The following is a 19896-nucleotide window of genomic DNA, read 5'->3' as shown; positions in this document are numbered from 1 at the left end:
ATTAAAAATTTCGCAAAAATATGAAAATAAACTGATTATTTGCTAATTTGTGAATATAAATTAACAATAGTTTTCAAAAGTTCTTCCAAAGCTTCAGCAGATTTCACAGGATTGTATTTTTCCATCTGAACTTTCTGCTGCAGTTTACTGTATTCTTCTGCAACCGAAGAACCTTTGTGCTTTTCAAGAAAATCCTTAAACTCCGGGATAGACGCCTGAAAATACTGTCCTCTTACTTCTTCATCCAATTCTTCAAGAGTTGCAAAGAACTTTTCATACTCTCCGTTATCTTTAAGATTTTCCAGATATCCGAAATAATCATTGATATCAGTTTTCATCAATTCTCTGATCTCTTTTTCTGTTTCGGCCACTGAACCTAAAGGTTTTGACGGTATAGTTTCCCTAACTAATGTACGTTTTTTTTGCCAATTTTTAAATAACAGATATCCAACAAATAAGCTTATCAGAATAGCTATATTGGTCAAAAGAATATTCCAGTGGAATTTGTTTTTTTCTTTTACTTTGAATGAAGTGGTTTTTAATACGGGAGTATTTACCGTCTCCAGAAGATTATTGGTGTATTCGTTTACTTTTTCTACAGTAGAGCGTGCCTCCAGAATCTGATCGTGAGAAAATGCATTCAGATCCAGTGTTTTCTGTCCAAGATCTACATATTCTTTACTTGCAGGATCAAAGAAAGCGAATTGTTCTGTTTTAATTGAAATGACACCCGATTTTTTAGGAATAATCACATAATTAGCCAGGATCTCTCCTTTCATTCCTGAAGTTCCAGGAGCTACTTTAGAGGTAATTTTCGGGGCAAAAACTTCATAATCCGGAGAGGCGGCAATTTTAGGAAGTTCCATATCCGGTAAATTACCTTCACCTGAAACTTTTACTACCACATTCAGAGGTTTTTTCGCTTCCGGTTTTTCCTTGGAAGCATTATATACGTTCACATTAAAGTTTCCAACAGCATTTTTAAAACATTCAGGAGCTCCTTCAGGAAGCTTTCTTACGTTGATTTTAACTTTATTGGAAACAATTTTTGTTTTATTTGAATAGGTACTTACTGAAGCAGATACTCCGGGAACTTCCACATACCCTGCTTCATTCGGAAAAACCATAAACATAGCCAGAACCTGTGAAGGCATGTTGCCGTATCCGGAAGGATCTATCTCAGACTTATCAAAATTGATAGGATGTACGTTGATATTATCCTGTTTCGGAAGATGAATATTTTTCACCTTTCTCAGATTATCCATATTTCTTGAATACACTCTCAGAACGGCTACCGTAGGCTGATCCTGATAGACATCCCGATCATCAATTTCCATATTCAGATAAACATCATTGGAGGTATTCGCTGCCAATGATCTTCTGTCGACAATATCACGGATATTGACATCAAAAGGTTCGGTTTTATAGATTCTGTTGTTTACGGTAACAAGAACGGAACCGATTTTTATTTTCCCTTTTTTCTTAGGCTCAAGGGCTATTCTGGAAACTTTCTGGGTAATTAAAGTATTGGTAGCAGGATCAATCACGGTATTGGTTACAGATCCACTTCCTATGATATTAAATTTTGAAAGATCCGGAAGCTGAAAACCTGTCTGCTGTACAAGATCACTTCCGTTAAGTTCAAGAACAATGGTCAGATTGATAATATCCTTACCTGCATACTCTGTTTTATCTGCATCCATAGATAGATTTACCTGTCCGTAAGTAATTACGGATGCAAGAGTAAGCAATATGTAAATCAATTTGTGCTGCATCACCAATCTTTCTCGTTGCTTTCAGGCATCGAATAAGAATTTTTGTTTAAAATTCTTCTGGCGGTTTCTTTTTCTTTTTCGTTTATTTTATCTAAGATCGCATTTTCAAGATTCTTGGGCATTCTGCCTTCATTATTTTGATTCTGCTTAGGATTGTCACCCTGGTCACTTTTGCCTTCGTTTTGCGGGCCGTTACCCTGATCCTGTTTTTTGTCTTTGTCGCCTTTCTGATCATCCCCTTTGTTCTGATCATTTCCGCCGCCACCTTTTCCTGAATTATTCTGTTCGTTTTTTTGCTGTTGTTTTTCTTTCTCTTTCAGTTTGGCAATCTCATAATTTTTTCGAGTTACCTCGCTGTGGGGATCCTGCTTCAAAGCTTTCTTATAATATTCAGCAGCTTTTTCAGGCTGATTCATCTGCATGTAAGCATTCCCTAAATTATGAAGAGCAGCCGTTTTATCGGGAAGAGTTTGTGAAAGTTTTTCTGCTTTTTCAAACTCTGCTTTTGCCTCTTCGTATTTTTTACTTTTATACAACGCATTCCCCATATTGTAGTGAGCGGTAAAATCTTTATCATTGGATTTTATCGCTTCCATATATTTGGAGGAGGCTCCATCATAATCTTTACCGTCAAATTTCTGATTGCCTTCATATACTAAATTCCTATAGCTTTCCTGCCCAAACATGAAGCCTGAGAATGAAATGGCAACAATAAACGATAAAAATATGATTTTAGTATTCATCACTTGCAAAATTATTCCTTTATATGTTAAGAAACAGAGTTTTATTTGTTAAAATTCGGTTAAAGTACTTGTAGAATTTCTTCTATAAATAAAGGAATTCTACACATTAAAATCTTTTTTAGGATTAAAAATATAAATTAAAAAGAAAAACAGAAGAGATACCGCAAGAAAATATTGATAATAATGATTGGCATTCTGCGATTTCACCATTGTCTCTGCACCTGCCGATTTTTTATTAACTGCATCTACAATTCTGTCCGGAGCTTCATTGATATTATTTCCATCAATATAAGTTCCGTCTGTAGATTCAGCCATTTTCTTTAATGCTTCGGTCTGTCTTTTTGAAATCACCGTACTACCGTTGGCATCGGTTTTATATCCCATTAATTGTCCGAACACATATTCCGGAACCGGAGCACCTTCATCTGTACCCACTCCTACGGAAGTAATGCTTATTCCTTCTTTATTAGCTAATCTGATGGCAGCGTTATCATTTCCTTCATTATCTTCACCATCACTCAGCAGAATCACTTTTCTGGATCCTTTGCTTACGTTTTTAAATTTTTCAGCAGCAGCCTGCATTCCTTTCAGAAAATCCGTTCCCTGAATCTGCATAGAACTGGTTTCAATACCGCTGATATAAGTTTCCGCAGAATTATAATCAGTTGTCAGGGGCATAATAGACATTCCATTCCCTGCAAAAATCACAATACCTACCTTATCATTATTCATTTTCTTCATGGTAGCCAGCATCAGATTTTTGGCTTCCGTCAGACGGCTTGGTTCTATATCCTCAGCATTCATAGAATTGGATACATCCAGCATAAAGATTACATTGTTCAGCTTCTGGGTACTTTTCACTTCTTCTGAACCGTTCAAAAGGTCAATGATAGAGAATATCAGAAATAATGTTCCCAATAAATATAATGCAGGAAAAAACTTTGTAAATCCTGATCTTTTTTCAAATAAATTCTCATGAAACTGGCTCGCAGCAAAAATTTCTCTCTTTTTATTTCTCCACTGTAGAAAACGGATCAAAAACGTAGCTAACAGCGGCAGAAGCAACAGTAAAAATAAATACCAATAATTTCCTAAAGACCAACTCATCAGCTTAAAATTTTATAAAACACCCATCTTAACAATGCATCCAACACCAACATAGCCAGTGCAATCCAAAGGAATATTTTGAAATATTCTTCATAATTGTACAGCTTGGAAACCTTCACATCAGATTTTTCCAGTTGGTTGATTTCATTGTATACTTCTTCCAGACTACTGTTTGAGGTAGCTCTGAAATATTTACCTCCCGTAGTCTGTGCTATTTCTCTCAAGGTATTTTCATCAATAGTAACCTCTGTTTCGGTAAAGATAAGCTCTCCAAAAATGTCCTGCGATGTAGGCATCAGCGCATAACCATTGGTCCCGATTCCGATTGAATATACTTTTATATTATTATTCTTTGCAAGTTCAGCGGCAAGCTGTGGAGGAATCGCATTCTGAATATTGCTTACTCCATCCGTCATCAGGATGACCACTTTACTTTTGGCCTTGCTTTTAATCAAATGATTCACTGCTACAGAAAGGCCTTCCCCAATGGCTGTTCCAGGTTCAAGACCTGCAGAATTCAGATTTTTAATTTCATCAATAACCACCTGATGATCTGAGGTTACCGGAACTTTAGTAAAAGCTTCTGCAGCATATGCTACCACCCCTATCCTGTCATTCGGACGCTTCTGAACAAATTTTACGGCAATATCTTTTAGGGCAGTAATTCGGTCCGGGGTCAAATCCTTCGCCAGCATACTTAGAGAAACATCAATAGATAACATAATATCCACTCCCTTTGTATCATCTCTGTCCTGAGAAATGGTAAACGTTCTCGGCCTTGCCATCGCAATAATCAACGCAGAAAGAATGATATATTTTGATATTTTCAGCAAAAAAAGTACACCCTGGATACTCCCGCTGTGATCCATATTCTTTATGGTAGGAACTTTTATACCTTTTCTTTTACTTCTTCCAATATCTTTAATTAAAAGTGGAATAAACAGCAGAAAAAGCAGCAAAAACCATGGGCTGTAAAACTCAAAATTAAACATCCTTTCTTAAGTTTTCGAATTCTAAATCTTTGGATGATCTTTTCACAAAATCTCTGATATTGACAAAATCTCTTTCCATTGTTTCCTGGTCCGGGAAGGTTTTGGCAAATTTCACCAGGTCTCCCCTAAGGAAAACATCTTCTATTATTTTTTCGTTGTCCTGCGAGATTGTATTATTTTTTTTCATGACATCTATAAGATCATCAGTAAGAAGTACATCTGCCGGAAGGCGATATTGTTTTGTAATGAAGGTTCTGGAAATATCAATCAGTTCTACATAAAACGAACGGAAGTTTCCTCCTTCAATATATTTTTTCTTTTTAAGAGAATCAAGCTCTTTTAAGGTCTGATTGGTAGCCACTACAGGAGAGCTCTTTGATTTTCTTCCCCATTTTACAAACATAATAATGGCAATAACCAGTGCAATACCAGCCAATGCTGCAAGAATATAAAACTTATAAAGCTCCCAATAATCTTTGGGTTCAAGTTTCACCTGCTTATTATTCATGATGTCATTGATCTGATCTGCTTTTTGAGCCGTATTAATGACATCTATTTCGTAAGGGATTGTTTTAAGTATTTTATCTCCTACTTTGAATTCCAGTTCAGGAATGGTAAATTTTCCTTCTTCAAAAACAGCAAATTCGATCTTTCTTTCATAGGTGTTAGCCGTTTGCCCGATACTGTCTTTGGTTTCTTCAAAATGAAAAGGCAACAGCTCATTCTTAGCTGCTGAAGTAACCTGTTGCTCATTAAGATTGTCAATCTTTATGGTAAGATGATTGATTTCTCCCAGAGCAAGGGTTTTCTTTTCTACGTTAGAGGATAATATCTGTGAAAAAGCATTTGCACAGATCAGAAAAGATAATATTAAAAGTATTTTTCTCAATGTTAAAATAATAAAGGCAAAATGCCTTCTGTTTTTTAGTTACGAGCTAAGCCCGATGTTATTTTTTCTGAAAGTAATTATACAATAATTTTGAATAATCTGAGCCGGTACTGATATTCATAAGACTGGCAGAGCTGTTGGCAAAATCTTCTTCCAGAGCTCTCAGCTTTTGTTTTTGAGCTTCCGCAAAGGTATATCGCCATCTTGCACTGGAAGTATTGGCCCATATTTCTTTTCCGGTTTCCACATCAAGTAAACGGGCATAGCCTACATCAGGAATCTCATTATCTTTTTCATCATAAATCCTCATTCCCAGCAACTGATGTTTCTTTGAGGCCACTCTCAGCATTTTGGAATCATAGGCATCTTCAAAATCTGAAAACAAAAATACCAGAGATTTCCTTTTGAAAATCCCCATCATATATTCCATTGCCTTATCTATTTTAGATTCTGCCGGAACATAATCTGCAGTGAGAATATTACTGATAATGGAAAGAATGTGTTTTCTTCCTTTTTGAGGAGGAATGACTTTATATACTTTATCTGCAAACAGAATCAACCCTACTTTATCATTATTGCCAGCGGCTGAAAATCCTAAGCTGGCTGCAATTTCGGCTACATATTCTCTTTTCAGTTGAACCTTTGTTCCATAATCCATAGAAGCGGAAATGTCTACGAGAATCATCATTGTCAATTCCCTTTCTTCTTCCATTACTTTTACAAATGGCTCACGGAAACGTGCGGTTTTATTCCAGTCGATTCTTCTGATTTCATCTCCAAACTGATACGGTCGAACTTCCGAGAAAGTCATCCCCTGCCCTTTAAAGGCGCTGTGATATTGCCCCATTAAAGCAGCCTCCGTCTTTTTTCGGGTACGGATTTCAATCTGCTTTACTTTTTTTACAATATCTTTTATCTGCATAGACGAATTCAAAATTCAAGGTTTAACATTCAAAGTTTAATGTTGGTGTCGGGATCCGGGTTTTGGGTTAGTCTATAAACTCAATGGATACGTTCGACCACTCATTGTCAAACTTTGTATTATACTTTTTATAAAAATTGATGGCTGGTTCATTCCAGTTCAATACCTGAAATACCATTCCATTGTAATTATTGGTTTGACCATATTCCAGTGTTGCATCAAATAATTTTTTCCAATCTGCTTTCCTCTTAGCTTTTCAGTTACTACAAGATCTTCAAGATACAGCCTTCTTCCTTTCCAGGTTGAATACCTGTCATAATACAGGGATATTCCAACTATTTCTCCTTCATATTCTGCCACGAAAGCTCCCCATACAGGAGAAGTTCCGAAACCATCCTGAATAAAATCATCCAAAGTCACTGTTACTTCATGCAGTGCTTTTTCATATTCCGCTAGTTCTTTAATTAAATCAAGCATGGAAGAACAGTCTTCCAGAGCAGCTTTTCTTATAACTACATCACTCATTATGGTGCCTGGATTTTTGCTAAAATTCTATTGATAATTTCCTCAGTTGTGATTTCTTCTGCTTCTGCTTCAAAGGTCAATCCCATTCTGTGTCTCAATACATCTTTTGCCAATGCTTTTACATCTTCCGGAATGACAAATGCTCTTCCTTTTAAGAAAGCGTAGGCTCTTGAGGCGATAGCAAGATTAATGGATGCTCTTGGAGAAGCTCCAAAGCTGATATAATTTTTAAGTTCGGAAAGCCCATAATTCTCCGGATAACGTGTTGCGAACACCATATCAAGGATATATTTTTCAATTTTCTCGTCGAGATAAATCTGATTGATCAGTTCTTTTGCATCTACAATATCCTGAAGGGAGATTACAGGTTTTACCGTTGGCTGGTGTGAAGTTGAAACCATTCTCATCACCTGTCTTTCATCCTCAAAAGCAGGATAATCTATGGTACACTTCAACATAAAACGGTCGCTTTGTGCTTCAGGAAGCAGGTAAGTTCCTTCCTGATCAATCGGGTTTTGTGTTGCCAATACCAGGAATGGTTTTGGAAGCTTCATGGTTTCGTCACCAATTGTCACCTGTTTTTCCTGCATAACTTCCAGAAGCGCTGACTGTACTTTTGCCGGCGCACGGTTGATCTCATCTGCCAAAACAAAGTTCGCAAATACAGGTCCTTTTTTTATAGAGAAATCATTGTCTTTGATATTATAAATCATGGTTCCCACTACATCTGCAGGAAGTAAATCCGGAGTAAACTGAATCCTTGAGAAATCTCCATGAACAGCATCAGCCAGTGTTTTTATCGCTAAGGTTTTAGCCAGACCGGGAACTCCTTCAAGAAGAACGTGTCCATTTCCCAAAAGCCCTACCAAAAGACGGTCTACCATGTATTCCTGTCCAATAATAACTTTGTTGATTTCCTGTCTCAGAAGAGAAAATAAGTAGTTTTTTTCTTTTACTTTTTCCGTCAATTGGCGGATATCTTCAGCTTGATATATCTCTGACATAGCTTGATTTAAAATAAGTGGTAAATTTCTGATAAATACTTGCATTAATCAACATAATAAATGCCATTTTTGAGTTAAAGTTTGTTAAAAATTCCGGCATTGACGAGATATTTAATGCTATAATGTTGAATTTCTTATCTATAAATAAATCCAGAAATTCAAATTCCCTTCATAAAATCATCCCGTTTTTTCTTCTCATTATCCATAAAAAAATGTCACAAAATCACTTTTGCAACATTTTTATTTTTAATCAGAAACTTGATTATTTAGTTTTAAAGCTTGTTTATTGTAATGGTGAATATATTTTCAGGAGCATCAGTAGTATCTTCATACGCTCCGACATTTACAAAATATTCTGTTCCTGATACTGTGGTAATCGTAAGGGTTTCCGCAGCACCTCCGCCACCATTGTCTACAGTTCCTGTACATGACAAATTACTACAGCTGCCACTATATACACCTATCTGCGGATCATAGCTGCTGCCTGAAGGCATAGTCACTTTAATAGTATACTGACTGCCATCACCAGTCAGTTTAAACCATGTCCCATCGTTCATTCCTGTGTCTCCATTACTTGTACATACGCTTATATTTCCGGCATTATTAGTGGTCGATACAGCATCATTCTGAGTATAAGAATAAGGAAACACCAATGCCTGCAATGCTCCAGTACATGCATCGTTTACAGGTATTGGAGGAACAGTCTTAAAAACAAGTTCAGAACATCCTGAGGATTCTGTACTCCCTGACACTGATGTTACTTTTAAATAATAAGTTGTTCCGGCTGTAAGCGCTGTGGAAGGGGTAAAGCTACTTCCTGAAACTGGTTGCTGATTAATAATATCAGAGCTTCCTGAACTCGTTCCTAACGAAACTTTGTAGGATGTAGCCCCTGAAGCCGGAAGCCAGCTGAAATTGGGAGTTAAAGAAATATTCTGACTATTATTTACCGGATAAACGACAAAAGGACATGCCGGTCCGGCACTTGGTATAAGGCCTGAAATGGTAACTGACGATTTATAATCCGCCCTGATTCCTCCGGGAGGAGATGCAATATCCACTACTGCACGATCTCCTTTATAATACAGCGTTGAGTAAGGGATATGAGGATAAACATGAAAAGCTTCATCAAAATTATTGATATCGATATTCGGAGAATTCTCTTTTGCTGCAACAACCAGGTTATCAACATTATTATAAGTAAATGGTGTTGTAAAAACAACTTCAACTTTATTATTATTCTTGCTTACGGCTCCTGTGAACACCTGAGTCAACTGTGCTGCAGGAATCCAGTCTGTACCGGAAGCAAAGGCAGTTTTTGACGTATGTCCGAGATATACCGTCCAGTTTGAAGATTCAGTAATTGTAGAGGAAGGATCCACATAAAATGTAAGCCCTGTAATATTGCCTGCAGCATTGGCGTTAATTTCCTGCTTAGGATATATCTGCTGTACATAAGAATAGGAAAAAAAACTGCTTACAGGAGCAACACCAACATTTGGACTCCCAATATTGATATTGATTTGGGCGTTAATTACCACCACTACAAAAAACAAAGCTAAAAGTAAAAATCTTTTCATTATTAATAACATTAATCTGGTATACCATGCTAATTTAATAATAAATACTATGATTATAGCAATAAAAAAAATATTTCATTATATAATTCAACGCAAAAAAAAAATTTAAACAAAAACACATCCGATATTAAAAACAATACACATTCAATAACAAAACAATAACAAGACATAAAAATAAAATAAATTAAAAGTAATTTCAATACATATTTCATATATTTACACTAAACATCAATAACATGTATAAAAAGCTATTCTTTTCCAGTTTTTTGATTACCCACCTCGTTTTCGCCCAAACGACAATGACCAATATAATTTCAGATGCAGTATACTACGATGGCTATGCTACTATGGTATCCAACCCTATACCTGCCGGTTTGACAAGACTGACGAATGCCAGGTATACCAGAAAACTTACTGATGTAGAACTAGATGCTTTTAAAGCTAAAATTGCCATGCGTGTAACCATTGCTCCTTTATGTGACAATTATGACCGTCTTGGAGAAGTCTTCTTAGCAATGGTTCCTAAAAATCAAGCTACTTATACAATCAATGACACTAATGTCAAAAGAATTGAAATAGGCAGATATATTACTCCTTTCATGAATAAAAACAGGACTCCTTCTGAAGTTCCTTACACTTATGATGTCAGCAATTTATACAGCATATTCCATGACACAACATTGCGCAGCATGTATGATCTCTATATGGAACTGGATGTTTTCGGGGTTCCCTATGCAGCACAAACGCAGGTTTCAGGCTGTGCAAACAGAATTGATGTTTTTTCAGGAACTCTTACCTTTTTCTCAACAGATACAGGAGCAACCCCTACAGACACCAACAGCATTGTACCTATATTAAGTTATAACACCCTTAACAACTATAACAACACTGATGTTACCGGGGAAACCGTTAGAATTGTCACTTTTAATCTTCCAGCCCCTGTTACCAATGCCCGCTTCTTCGTAATATCAACTCCTCATGGCGCTAACAGTGGTGGTGAAGAATATATCAGAAGACAAAATTACACCTATATAGATGACGTACAAGTACTCACCTATACTCCCGGAGGTATTTCATGTGAACCGTACCGTGTATACAATACTCAAGGAAACGGAATCTATGGTTCTACTCCTAAAACTTTTGCTGACTGGACTTCATGGAATAACTGGTGTCCCGGAAATTCTGTTCCCATCAGAGAATTTACATTACCCAACTTAACTGCAGGTAATCATACTTTGAAACACACAATTCCAACTGCAGTTTTCAACCAACAGCAGGGATATGTCATGCTATCCGTTTATATGCAGGGAAAAAGCAATACAGCTTTGAATGTAAAAGAGATCAAAACAGTAGATGTGAATATTTACCCCAACCCTACTGCTGACTTTGTGAATGTAAAATCAAAAGTAGAGGTCAGCTCACTAAGCCTTTTCAATATGGAAGGAAGAAAACTTTCCGAAACTTATACAGAGAACAGAATAGATCTTTCCTTATACAGCACAGGAGTTTATTTTTTACATATTGTTTTAAAAGACGGAACTGCCTTTAAACACAAAATCATAAAAAAGTAACTTTAACACATCTTTTAAAAACAAAATAACAAAACCCTCTCTGAAACTCCACTCAAGAGGGTTTTTCTATTGATCATCATGTAAAATTAACTGTAAAAAACATTCTGATATCAATAAAAACTAATCAAAAGATGAACCTTACTTCACTCTTTTTCAAAATAGTTAAAAAATTTTAACTTTAATCCTCTAGTCAAAAAAATTGTCATTTCCAGTTTATTAAACTATTTTTGGTGATTAAAAATTTTGCAAAATGAATTATCATTTTCAAGCACACAGACAGGTAAGAAAGAACCTTTTAGATATCCTTCAGAACACATCTCATGAAGATCTGATCCTGATTCCGGATGGTTTCAACAACAATATTTACTGGAATATTGCACATACTGTTGCTACACAACAGCTACTGCACTATTACCTGAGCGGAAATCCTTTCCGTATTGACAAGTATTGGATTGAAACCTACAAAAAAGGAACTTTACCCAACTTAAATGTTCAGAAATCAGAAGTGGAAGATTTAGAATTTTTACTTACTGAAACTTCAAAGATTTTAATGAAGGATTATGACAGTGATTTCTTCTCAGATTACACTCCCTACACCACAAGTTTCGGCATGGATCTGAAAAGCATTCAGGATGCAATTATCTTCAACAATATGCATGAAAGCCTTCATTACGGGTATGTGATGGCACAGAAAAGAGCAATTTTAGGAGAGAAAGGGAGATAGTGAATCTTGCTACGCAAGTCAATGGTCAGAAGTGAATAGGCATCCAACCAATTGACTTACAAAGTAAAATTCAAGATTGACCATTCACTCTATAACTATATAATACATTTTCAATGAAAGACGATTTTATTTTCGGGCTACGTCCCGTGATTGAAGCAATTGAAGCGGGAAAAACGATTGACAAGATCTTTGTGCAGAATGCACTTCAGGGTCCTATTTATGCTGAATTAAAAGCCATTTTAGCGAAAAATAAAATCCGTCCCAATTATGTTCCGGTTGAAAAACTGAACCGTTTTACAAGAAAAAACCACCAGGGTGTGGTAGCTTTTATTTCGGATGTACCGTTTCATAAAGTGGAGGATATTGTTCCACAATTATTCGAACAGGGAAAAACACCTTTCCTTTTAATTCTGGACAGACTTACCGATGTAAGAAACTTTGGAGCCATCTGCAGAACAGCGGAATGCGTAGGAATAGATGCAGTTATTATTCCTGAAAAAGGAGCTGCTCCTATCAATTCCGATGCGATAAAAACTTCTGCCGGAGCTATCTATAATATCAAAATATGTAAGGAAAACAATCTTGCCCACACGGTAGACTTCCTTCAGCAAAGCGGAATTTCTGTATATGCAGCCAGTGAAAAAGCTCAGAAACTTATCTATGATGTTAATATGACAGAGCCATGTGCTATCGTGATGGGAAATGAGGAAACCGGAATTTCTAAAGAAGTACTGCATCATGCTGATGAAAAAATAAAACTTCCTATTGAAGGAAAAACTCAGTCCCTGAATGTTTCTGTAGCATGTGGAGCGATTTTGTATGAAGCGGTAAGACAGAAAATGTCCGTGATACCTAATCCATAACCATGAAAATACAATCACTTTTACCTTTATTTTTTGTCCCGTTGGCTTTTAATGCCCAGACAAAAAAAACAGCAACAGACAACCGTCTTGCCACTGATCTTGATAAGATGGTTCAGAAAGAAGCTGTTGCTTATATGCAGGATCCTGCACGTGTAGGAATTTCAATAGGCATTTTTAAAGATGGTAAAAGTTATTTCTATAATTATGGAACAACGGAAATAGGGAAATCAGAGCTTCCAACCTCGCAAAGTCCATATGAGATTGCATCCATCACAAAGACCTTTACCGGAACACTTCTGGCTCATGCTTTAGTAGATGGTAAAATCAAAATGGATGATGATATCCGGAAATATATAGGAAATTATCCTAATCTTGAATTTGAAAAGCACCCGATAACGATCGGTAATCTAACCAATCATTCATCAGGATTGCCTCAGTTTTTACCGGATCAGTCTGAAACGTTCAAAAAACCGATGGACTCTGTTGCCCTGGCATTGTCGGATTTTTATAAAAACTATTCAAAAAAGAATTTTTATAAGGATCTTCATCAGGCTAAAGTGGATTTTGTACCCGGAACAGAATATAAATATTCCAATGTAGGAACACAGATTGCCGGGGATATCCTTGAAAAAGTATATCATACAAGCTATGAAAACCTGCTTTCAGAGTATATTACAAAGCCTCTGAAAATGAATCATACTATTATTGGTACGAATTCTGCACAGCTATTGACTCGTTATAACGAAAAAGGAAAGATAATGCCCAGAAATTTCACAACCATTTTTGCTCCCGCAGGAGGAATCATTTCTACTACAGGAGATCTTGTGAAATACATGCAGTATCATCTGGATAAGAACAATAAATATGTGAAAACATCTCATACACCTTTTGTAAAAGGTGAAGGAGATGCCATTGGACTGTACTGGAGATTACATACATATGAAGATGGAACTCAAACCGTTTATCATACAGGAGGTACATTTGGATTTTCAAGCGTACTTCAGATTTATCCTTCAAAAAACATGGGAGTGGTAGTGCTTTCCAATGAATCTGATGGAGAGTCTCAGGGGAAACTGCACGACATTGCAGATAGTATATTAAGAAATAGTAGTAAAAAATAAAGTTAAAAAATCAAATGAAGAATATTGCAGCGCTTGCGCTTATATCATCAATAGCCCTTGTGTCTTGTAAAAAAGAAACGGCAAAAATAACAAAAGTAGATCCTAAAACCGGAAAGACAGTAACTGTAGAAGTTCCTGCTGATTCTGTAGCGAAAGTTGCAGAAAACCCGGCTATCAAAGATTCTGCGGGAGTTATCACCCAAACTTTTAAGCTTGAAAAAGGTAAAACATATCCTCTTACCACTTATCAGAGAGATGTAAAAACAATGACAGATCCTCAAGGGAAATCTATCACTGCAACAAGCGAATCTACAGATGAAATGAATTTTGTAGTGGATGATATCAAAGGAAATGTATATGAGATGACTCTTAATCTTGTAGCAAAGAGAAGCTCTCAATCTGCACAGGGAAAAACGGTAGTAGTAGACACCAAACTTCCACTTCCAAAAGAAGATGATCTAAAAATGATCTGGAACGTCAACAAAGCGCTTACCGGAAACAAACTTCAGATGAAGATGGATAAAAAAGGGAATGTAATTTCTATTACAGGATTTGATGCTGTTTACACAAAAGTAGGTAACGCAGTTGGTACACTTATCAAAGATGCCAATGAAAAAGCAAGCGTCGTAGCAAGTCTTAAGCAGTCATTCAACGAAAAAGTACTGAAAGATCAGTTCCATAAAAACCTGATGATTATTCCTAAAAAAGGAGTTAAAATCGGAGAAAAATGGTCAACTTCTGAAAATGCTGACGCCAGCGGAGCTGTTAAAGTAACCTCCAATTATGTAATGAAAAGCTTAGGAAACGGAGCTGCAGAAATTGCAGTAACCGGAGGTATTCCCAAGAAAACAGAAAAGAAAACTCAGGGACCTATCACACACAGCCTGAGCAGTGAGCTTGTTCAGAACGGAACCATTAAGTTTGACGAAAGCACAGGCTGGATAACCAACCAGAATATCAACGTAAAAACAACTCAGATAGAAACCATTTCAGATGGAAAACAGTCTCAGTCTATGAAGAGCGTTTCCAATTCTTCGGTAATGGTCAACCCATCTGCTAAATAACTTGAATAAACATTCAGGGTTTAAAGTTTGCATGTTAAACCCTGAACTTTAAACAAAAAAATTATGAAGTACATTCTTGAGTTAGTACTCTCTGCCATTATTATTTTCTTTGTCTGGAATATTCTGAAAAGAATTTTCTTTAAGACATTCTATAGTTACCGTTTTAATAACAATAATCAAAACAACGGGCAGCAGGACATCAACAACTCGAATAAGAATAACAAAAAGAACCTTAAGTGGGATGCAGAAACGGTAGACTACGAAGAGGTAAAAGAGAGTAATGACAAAAGGTAAAAATTCCAAGAAATAAAAGATAATAACCAGCATGGCAAAAAATAAAAACTTAATTTATATTGCAATTTCATTAGTAGTATTTATAGTTTTAGCATTTTTATATTCCACTCCTGTATTTTCAGGAAAACAGCTTTTCCAGCATGATATCGTACAGTACAGAGGAGGAGCAAAAGAACTGCTCGACTATAGAGCCAATACCGGAAATGAAACCTATTGGAGTGACTCCATGTTTGGGGGAATGCCGACTTATCAGATGGGAAGCCAGTTCAAAGGTGATGTCATCAAAAAAATAGACAGCAATCTGAATTTCCTGCCAAGGCCGGTTAATTATCTCTTCCTGCTATTTGCAGGTTTTTTCCTTTTGGGAATGGTAGTGGTCAGAAATTGGAAATATGCTCTTTTAGGAGCCACTTTCTTCGGGCTTTCAACCTATTTTTATATTATTATTGCAGCCGGACATAATGGTAAAGTCAATACCATTGAGTATTTTGCCCCGTTGCTAGCCGGAATTTTACTGGTGTATATCAGGAAACAATACATCTGGGGGTTCATTGTCACTACCCTTTTTATGGGTCTTCAAATTGCTGCAAACCACCCACAAATGACCTATTATCTGTTCATTGCGTTAGGATTCTTATTCCTTTCTGAATTGATCAGAGCCATCCAGAAAAAGACACCGATGAAGCACTTCCTTATTTCATCAGGAATTATTGCAGCGTCATGTGTTATCGGGGTTGGAATGAATTCACAAAGAATCATGGCCAATTCTGAATATGTAAAAGAAACAGTTCGTGGAAAGCAGATTTTAAATAACGAGAGCCATACTTCAGGAAAATCCGGAATGGACAAAGAGAGTATGCTGATGTGGAGCTATGGGCAGCTGGAAACTTTAAACCTTTTCATTCCAAGATTAATGGGTGGAGGAAGCCAGGAACCTGAAGGAAAAGAAATCATGAACAGAGTTCAGGAACTGGTTCAGGAAAATGTAGGTTCACAGGCTGAAATGGATAGAATTTCCAAAGGTTTCAGCGGAGTAACTTACTGGGGAGACCAGCCGGGAACATCAGGACCTGCTTATCAGGGAGCTATCGTATGTTTCCTTGCCTTATTAGGATTCTTTTTTGCTTCAAAAAAATACCGTTACTGGATTTTGGGAGCTTCCATCCTGACCATTTTACTGGCCTGGGGAAGTAACTTTATGCCATTATCGGATTTCTTTATCGATTATGTACCGTTCTATAATAAATTCAGAGCTCCTTCTTCAATCTTAGTGGTAGTAGAGTTATTATTCCCATTAATTGCCATTTTGGGATTATACAGATTCTTTACAGATGAAAAGTTGACTGAAGAATATAAGCAGAAAATTCTGATGTATGTAGGAGGTGGAACGTTAGGATTTTTATTGATTCTTTTAATCTTTGGAAAATCATTGTTAGGTTTTGCTACAGAAAACGAGAAAACCTACTTCCCTCCTTTCCTGCTTGATTATCTTGTAGATGAAAGATATAAACTATTCAGAATAGATGCCATAAAAGCATTCATTTATGTAGCGATTACTGCGGCAGCTCTATTCTTAACTTTAAAGAAAAAGCTTAATCAGAATATTGCTTTGGTAGTGATTGGGCTTGTAAGTTTATTTGACCTTTGGACGGTAAACAAGCGTTACTTAAACGATGAAAACTATGTAGATAAAATCTTTGCTGAAAATCCTTTCCAGACAGAAAGTTCAGACCTGTTGGCTGAAAAAGTACAGGGAAATCCAAACCTGGAATCTATTTTATCCAATGTTAACATCAACAAAACATTGGAAACTATTGCTGAGAAAGACAAAACACACTACAGAATTTACAACCAGACATTAGGAGTTACCAGCGAAACCAATACCTCTTATTTTAAGGCTTCCATCGGCGGTTATCACGCTGTAAAATTAAGAAGATATGACGATGTACTGAATGAATACATCAATAGTATTGACAGTGTAAAAACACCTAATGTATTAAATTTACTGAATGCTAAATACATGGTTTTCGGAGGTCCTGAGCAGCCACAGGTTGTTCCTAATCCTAAAGCTAATGGCAATGCATGGTTTGTAAGCGATTTAAAATTTGTAGATACTCCTAATCAGGAAATAAAAGCGATCGGGACTATTGACAACAAGAAAACAGCTGTCATTGCTTCATCTGACAAATCCTATTTTGATAACAAACCTGTTCAGGCAGATTCTACAGCATTTATCACTCTTACGAAATATCAGCCTAACGAACTTGAATTTAAATCTCAGTCGAAAACACCTCAATTGGCTGTATTCTCTGAAGTTTATTATCCTCATGGATGGAAAGTGTTAGTAGACGAGAAAGAAGTTCCTTATATCAAAGCAAATTATTTGCTTCGTGCCGTACATGTTCCGGCAGGAAACCACCATATCAGAATGGTTTTTGAACCTGAAGTGATTGAAAAAGGAAAATGGCTTTCTCTTCTTTCGTTCGGATTATTTATCCTGTTGGCTGCATTTGGACTTTTCTGGATGAATAAGAACAAGAAAAAAGAGATTGTAGCTGAACAGAATGCTTAAACAATATAAATAGTGTTGCGCAATGAGATTCTTCACTGCGCTACGCTTGGTTCAGAATGACAAAGACCATTAAGTAAAAAATGGAACAGAAGAAAATATTGATTATCACCTATTACTGGCCTCCTGCGGGAGGTCCTGGTGTTCAAAGATGGCTGAAGTTTGCAAAATATCTACCTGATTTTGGTTGGAAACCTATCATCTATACTCCGGAAAATCCAAGCTATCCATTGCTGGACGAAACACTGATGAAAGATGTTCCGGAAAATATCGAGATGGTAAGAACCAAAATCTGGGAACCTTATCAGCTTGCTGAAAAACTGAATAAGAGCAATAAAAAATTCAAAGCCGGACAATTTGATGTAGGCAAAAACCAAAGTTGGAAATCTAAACTTTCAATTTGGGTAAGAGGTAATTTTTTCATTCCTGATGCCAGAGTTTTTTGGGTAAAACCATCCGTTACATTTCTGGAAAAATACCTGAAAGAAAATAAAATAGACACCATCGTTACTTCCGGTCCGCCACACTCTCTGCATTTGATTGGTTTAGGGCTAAAAAATAAAATGCCGGATCTGAAATGGGTTGCTGATTTCCGTGATCCATGGACAGAGATTTCTTACTACAAACATCTGAAATTAACTAAAAGTTCGGATAAAAAACACCGCCAGCTGGAAAATGCTGTATTTAAGAATGCAGACATCACTTTGGCTACAAGTTACACTGATGCGGAAAACTTCAGAAAAGCAGGAGCCAATGCCGTTTGTATTACGAATGGATATGATGAAAGTGATTCTGGTAAAAAAGCGAAAGGGCAAAATTTGCAAAATGGACAAGCATTTAATCTAAGTTATATTGGGGTTCTTGAACAGCTCAGAAATCCCGAAAATCTTTGGAAAGCTCTTGATGAACTTATCAAAGAAAACGCTGAATTTGCTGCTGATTTTAAATTAAAATTTGTAGGGAGAATAGATGATAAAATCCTACAATCCATCGAAAATTCAAGTCTGAAAAATCATATTCTAAACCTTGGATATCTTTCTCATGGAAAAGCCGTAGAAGAGATGCAGAATTCCAATCTCCTTCTTATTACCAACTTTCCGAATGAGTCTTCAAGAGGGATTATTCCGGGAAAAATATTTGAATATCTGGCTTCAGGAAAGCAGATTCTATCTTTCGGTCCGGACAAAGCAGATGTCGCAAAAATTCTGGAAGAAACGCAGGCAGGAAAGCATTTCAGTTATCAGGATACAGAAAACATTAAAAAGTTTATTCTTGAAAAATATGAACTGTGGAAAAATGACAGCCTTATTGAAAACACCCAGCATATTGAACAATTTTCAAGAAAAAATCTTACTCAGCAACTGACTGAAGTTTTGAAATAAAAAAGAAAGGAAGTTAGAGGCTGGAAGTTTATTCCAGTCGCTAACTTCTAACTTCTAACTTCTAACTTCTAACTTCTATATTGTCCACTGGTCATTCACAACAGCAATCAGGTAATATTTACCCTGAAATTCTTCAAATACAAAACGAACAGTTTTCCAATCCATTTCACCGGATTTTTCAGTTCCTTTGATATAGTTTTCTGTAAAATCAGCTTTTGGATAAATTTCCTTTAAATTATTCAGGGAATTACCTCCACCGATAAATTTATTCAGCGAATATTGTGATGTTGTAAAATCTTTAGAAAACACCCATTTTCCTAGATAATCATTGATAGTTGCTTTATAAGGATCACCCGAGCCATCCTGTGCTCCCCAGGTAAACAAGGTTTTGGTAGGCTGATATTTTTCAAAATCTGCTTTAGAAAAATGTTTATCTTCCTTCAGATTAACAAAAGCGTACATCGAAAAACGAACTCCTTTTTCGGGATGAATCAAAGAGGTAAAAGTAGTATAATCTTTTGTCTTTAGTGCTTTCAAAACCTCATCATTAGTCTGCTTTAAAGCGGCTTCTTTATCAGCATGAGTCTGAACAATACCTGCACTGTCTGTTTTATTTTGTGCAATAGAATCTATTTCACTGGGAACAGGTTTTCCGGCTTCTTTTTTGCAGGCTACAATCATACCCAGAGCGAAAACCGCAATCAATAATTTTTTCATATTTTAGATTTTGAAATTGGTAAAAAACACCAAAACTGATGCCAAGTGGTAAAT

At 36.4% G+C, this 19896-nt stretch carries 18 protein-coding genes; 8 read left to right on the top strand and 10 right to left on the bottom strand.

Annotation, left to right across the window (positions count from 1 at the left end; translation table 11 throughout):
* Window positions 1-35 precede the first annotated feature (35 nt).
* The 9 genes from KBP46_RS21250 to KBP46_RS21210 form a co-directional block, all read right to left on the bottom strand.
* Window positions 36-1775 (bottom strand): BatD family protein, encoded by a 1740-nt coding sequence (locus KBP46_RS21250; RefSeq protein WP_062674414.1) that lies wholly within the window; start codon window positions 1773-1775, stop codon window positions 36-38.
* Window positions 1775-2518, bottom strand: coding sequence for a tetratricopeptide repeat protein (locus tag KBP46_RS21245; protein ID WP_120231935.1), 744 nt, complete (start codon window positions 2516-2518; stop codon window positions 1775-1777). The genes KBP46_RS21250 and KBP46_RS21245 overlap by 1 nt, the downstream gene beginning before the upstream one ends.
* 99 nt (window positions 2519-2617) lie before the next feature.
* Window positions 2618-3625 carry a VWA domain-containing protein gene (locus KBP46_RS21240; protein WP_062674410.1) on the bottom strand — a complete coding sequence of 336 codons (1008 nt, stop codon included), beginning with the start codon at window positions 3623-3625 and terminating at the stop codon, window positions 2618-2620.
* Entirely contained in the window at window positions 3625-4617 is a 993-nt protein-coding gene (locus KBP46_RS21235; protein WP_062674408.1) for a VWA domain-containing protein, read from the bottom strand. The genes KBP46_RS21240 and KBP46_RS21235 overlap by 1 nt, the downstream gene beginning before the upstream one ends.
* A complete protein-coding gene (locus KBP46_RS21230) occupies window positions 4610-5506 on the bottom strand; it encodes a BatD family protein (RefSeq protein ID WP_120231936.1) in 897 nt (298 codons plus the stop codon). The genes KBP46_RS21235 and KBP46_RS21230 overlap by 8 nt, the downstream gene beginning before the upstream one ends.
* A 58-nt stretch (window positions 5507-5564) precedes the next feature.
* Window positions 5565-6428: a DUF58 domain-containing protein gene (locus KBP46_RS21225; RefSeq protein ID WP_062674404.1), complete on the bottom strand. Its 864-nt coding sequence runs from the start codon at window positions 6426-6428 to the stop codon at window positions 5565-5567.
* Between the two features lie 159 nt (window positions 6429-6587).
* Window positions 6588-6953 carry a GNAT family N-acetyltransferase gene (locus KBP46_RS21220; protein WP_253297102.1) on the bottom strand — a complete coding sequence of 122 codons (366 nt, stop codon included), beginning with the start codon at window positions 6951-6953 and terminating at the stop codon, window positions 6588-6590.
* On the bottom strand, window positions 6953-7957 hold the full coding sequence (locus KBP46_RS21215) for a MoxR family ATPase (protein WP_034695238.1): 1005 nt from the start codon (window positions 7955-7957) through the stop codon (window positions 6953-6955). The genes KBP46_RS21220 and KBP46_RS21215 overlap by 1 nt, the downstream gene beginning before the upstream one ends.
* Before the next feature lie 272 nt (window positions 7958-8229).
* Window positions 8230-9537 (bottom strand): hypothetical protein, encoded by a 1308-nt coding sequence (locus KBP46_RS21210; protein ID WP_216444112.1) that lies wholly within the window; start codon window positions 9535-9537, stop codon window positions 8230-8232.
* Window positions 9538-9773: 236 nt separating this feature from the next.
* Here KBP46_RS21210 and KBP46_RS21205 point away from each other — a divergent pair, with 236 nt between their 5' ends.
* The 8 genes from KBP46_RS21205 (at window position 9774) to KBP46_RS21170 (ending at window position 19125) form a co-directional block, all read left to right on the top strand.
* On the top strand, window positions 9774-11108 hold the full coding sequence (locus KBP46_RS21205; RefSeq protein WP_216444111.1) for a peptide-N-glycosidase F-related protein: 1335 nt from the start codon (window positions 9774-9776) through the stop codon (window positions 11106-11108).
* A 250-nt stretch (window positions 11109-11358) separates the two neighbouring features.
* Window positions 11359-11832 carry a DinB family protein gene (locus KBP46_RS21200; RefSeq protein WP_047434092.1) on the top strand — a complete coding sequence of 158 codons (474 nt, stop codon included), beginning with the start codon at window positions 11359-11361 and terminating at the stop codon, window positions 11830-11832.
* Between the two features lie 113 nt (window positions 11833-11945).
* Window positions 11946-12695 (top strand): 23S rRNA (guanosine(2251)-2'-O)-methyltransferase RlmB, encoded by a 750-nt coding sequence (rlmB, locus tag KBP46_RS21195; protein ID WP_062674398.1) that lies wholly within the window; start codon window positions 11946-11948, stop codon window positions 12693-12695.
* Window positions 12696-12697: 2 nt separating this feature from the next.
* Complete coding sequence (locus KBP46_RS21190; protein WP_216444110.1) at window positions 12698-13816, top strand: serine hydrolase; 1119 nt, start codon at window positions 12698-12700, stop codon at window positions 13814-13816.
* A 14-nt stretch (window positions 13817-13830) separates the two neighbouring features.
* The gene (locus KBP46_RS21185) at window positions 13831-14880 is read left to right on the top strand and encodes a DUF6263 family protein (RefSeq protein ID WP_216444109.1); all 1050 of its coding nucleotides are present in this window, start codon (window positions 13831-13833) and stop codon (window positions 14878-14880) included.
* 63 nt (window positions 14881-14943) lie between these two features.
* On the top strand, window positions 14944-15174 hold the full coding sequence (locus tag KBP46_RS21180) for a hypothetical protein (RefSeq protein WP_062674391.1): 231 nt from the start codon (window positions 14944-14946) through the stop codon (window positions 15172-15174).
* A 31-nt stretch (window positions 15175-15205) separates the two neighbouring features.
* On the top strand, window positions 15206-17746 hold the full coding sequence (locus KBP46_RS21175; RefSeq protein ID WP_216444108.1) for a YfhO family protein: 2541 nt from the start codon (window positions 15206-15208) through the stop codon (window positions 17744-17746).
* An 80-nt stretch (window positions 17747-17826) separates the two neighbouring features.
* Entirely contained in the window at window positions 17827-19125 is a 1299-nt protein-coding gene (locus tag KBP46_RS21170) for a glycosyl transferase family 1 (protein ID WP_216444107.1), read from the top strand.
* A 75-nt stretch (window positions 19126-19200) separates the two neighbouring features.
* On the opposite strand, the gene KBP46_RS21165 is transcribed toward KBP46_RS21170, so the two are convergent.
* Window positions 19201-19842 carry a hypothetical protein gene (locus tag KBP46_RS21165; protein WP_216444106.1) on the bottom strand — a complete coding sequence of 214 codons (642 nt, stop codon included), beginning with the start codon at window positions 19840-19842 and terminating at the stop codon, window positions 19201-19203.
* Between the last annotated feature and the right edge of the window lie 54 nt (window positions 19843-19896).

The organism is Chryseobacterium sp. PCH239 (assembly GCF_018924625.1).
Taxonomy (GTDB): domain Bacteria; phylum Bacteroidota; class Bacteroidia; order Flavobacteriales; family Weeksellaceae; genus Chryseobacterium; species Chryseobacterium cucumeris.
The sequence above is the reverse complement of the archived record's forward strand: the minus strand, read 5'-3'. Positions and strand labels throughout refer to the sequence as shown.

Excerpts from the sequence above, each read along its gene's own strand:
- KBP46_RS21250 (WP_062674414.1), bottom strand. The coding sequence starts at position 1,775 with ATGCAGCACAAATTGATTTACATATTGCTTACTCTTGCATCCGTAATT.
- KBP46_RS21245 (WP_120231935.1), bottom strand. The coding sequence starts at position 2,518 with ATGAATACTAAAATCATATTTTTATCGTTTATTGTTGCCATTTCATTC.
- KBP46_RS21240 (WP_062674410.1), bottom strand. The coding sequence starts at position 3,625 with ATGAGTTGGTCTTTAGGAAATTATTGGTATTTATTTTTACTGTTGCTT.
- KBP46_RS21235 (WP_062674408.1), bottom strand. The coding sequence starts at position 4,617 with ATGTTTAATTTTGAGTTTTACAGCCCATGGTTTTTGCTGCTTTTTCTG.
- KBP46_RS21225 (WP_062674404.1), bottom strand. The coding sequence starts at position 6,428 with ATGCAGATAAAAGATATTGTAAAAAAAGTAAAGCAGATTGAAATCCGT.
- KBP46_RS21220 (WP_253297102.1), bottom strand. The coding sequence starts at position 6,953 with ATGAGTGATGTAGTTATAAGAAAAGCTGCTCTGGAAGACTGTTCTTCC.
- KBP46_RS21215 (WP_034695238.1), bottom strand. The coding sequence starts at position 7,957 with ATGTCAGAGATATATCAAGCTGAAGATATCCGCCAATTGACGGAAAAA.
- KBP46_RS21210 (WP_216444112.1), bottom strand. The coding sequence starts at position 9,537 with ATGAAAAGATTTTTACTTTTAGCTTTGTTTTTTGTAGTGGTGGTAATT.
- KBP46_RS21205 (WP_216444111.1), top strand. The coding sequence starts at position 9,774 with ATGTATAAAAAGCTATTCTTTTCCAGTTTTTTGATTACCCACCTCGTT.
- KBP46_RS21200 (WP_047434092.1), top strand. The coding sequence starts at position 11,359 with ATGAATTATCATTTTCAAGCACACAGACAGGTAAGAAAGAACCTTTTA.
- rlmB (WP_062674398.1), top strand. The coding sequence starts at position 11,946 with ATGAAAGACGATTTTATTTTCGGGCTACGTCCCGTGATTGAAGCAATT.
- KBP46_RS21190 (WP_216444110.1), top strand. The coding sequence starts at position 12,698 with ATGAAAATACAATCACTTTTACCTTTATTTTTTGTCCCGTTGGCTTTT.
- KBP46_RS21185 (WP_216444109.1), top strand. The coding sequence starts at position 13,831 with ATGAAGAATATTGCAGCGCTTGCGCTTATATCATCAATAGCCCTTGTG.
- KBP46_RS21180 (WP_062674391.1), top strand. The coding sequence starts at position 14,944 with ATGAAGTACATTCTTGAGTTAGTACTCTCTGCCATTATTATTTTCTTT.
- KBP46_RS21175 (WP_216444108.1), top strand. The coding sequence starts at position 15,206 with ATGGCAAAAAATAAAAACTTAATTTATATTGCAATTTCATTAGTAGTA.
- KBP46_RS21170 (WP_216444107.1), top strand. The coding sequence starts at position 17,827 with ATGGAACAGAAGAAAATATTGATTATCACCTATTACTGGCCTCCTGCG.
- KBP46_RS21165 (WP_216444106.1), bottom strand. The coding sequence starts at position 19,842 with ATGAAAAAATTATTGATTGCGGTTTTCGCTCTGGGTATGATTGTAGCC.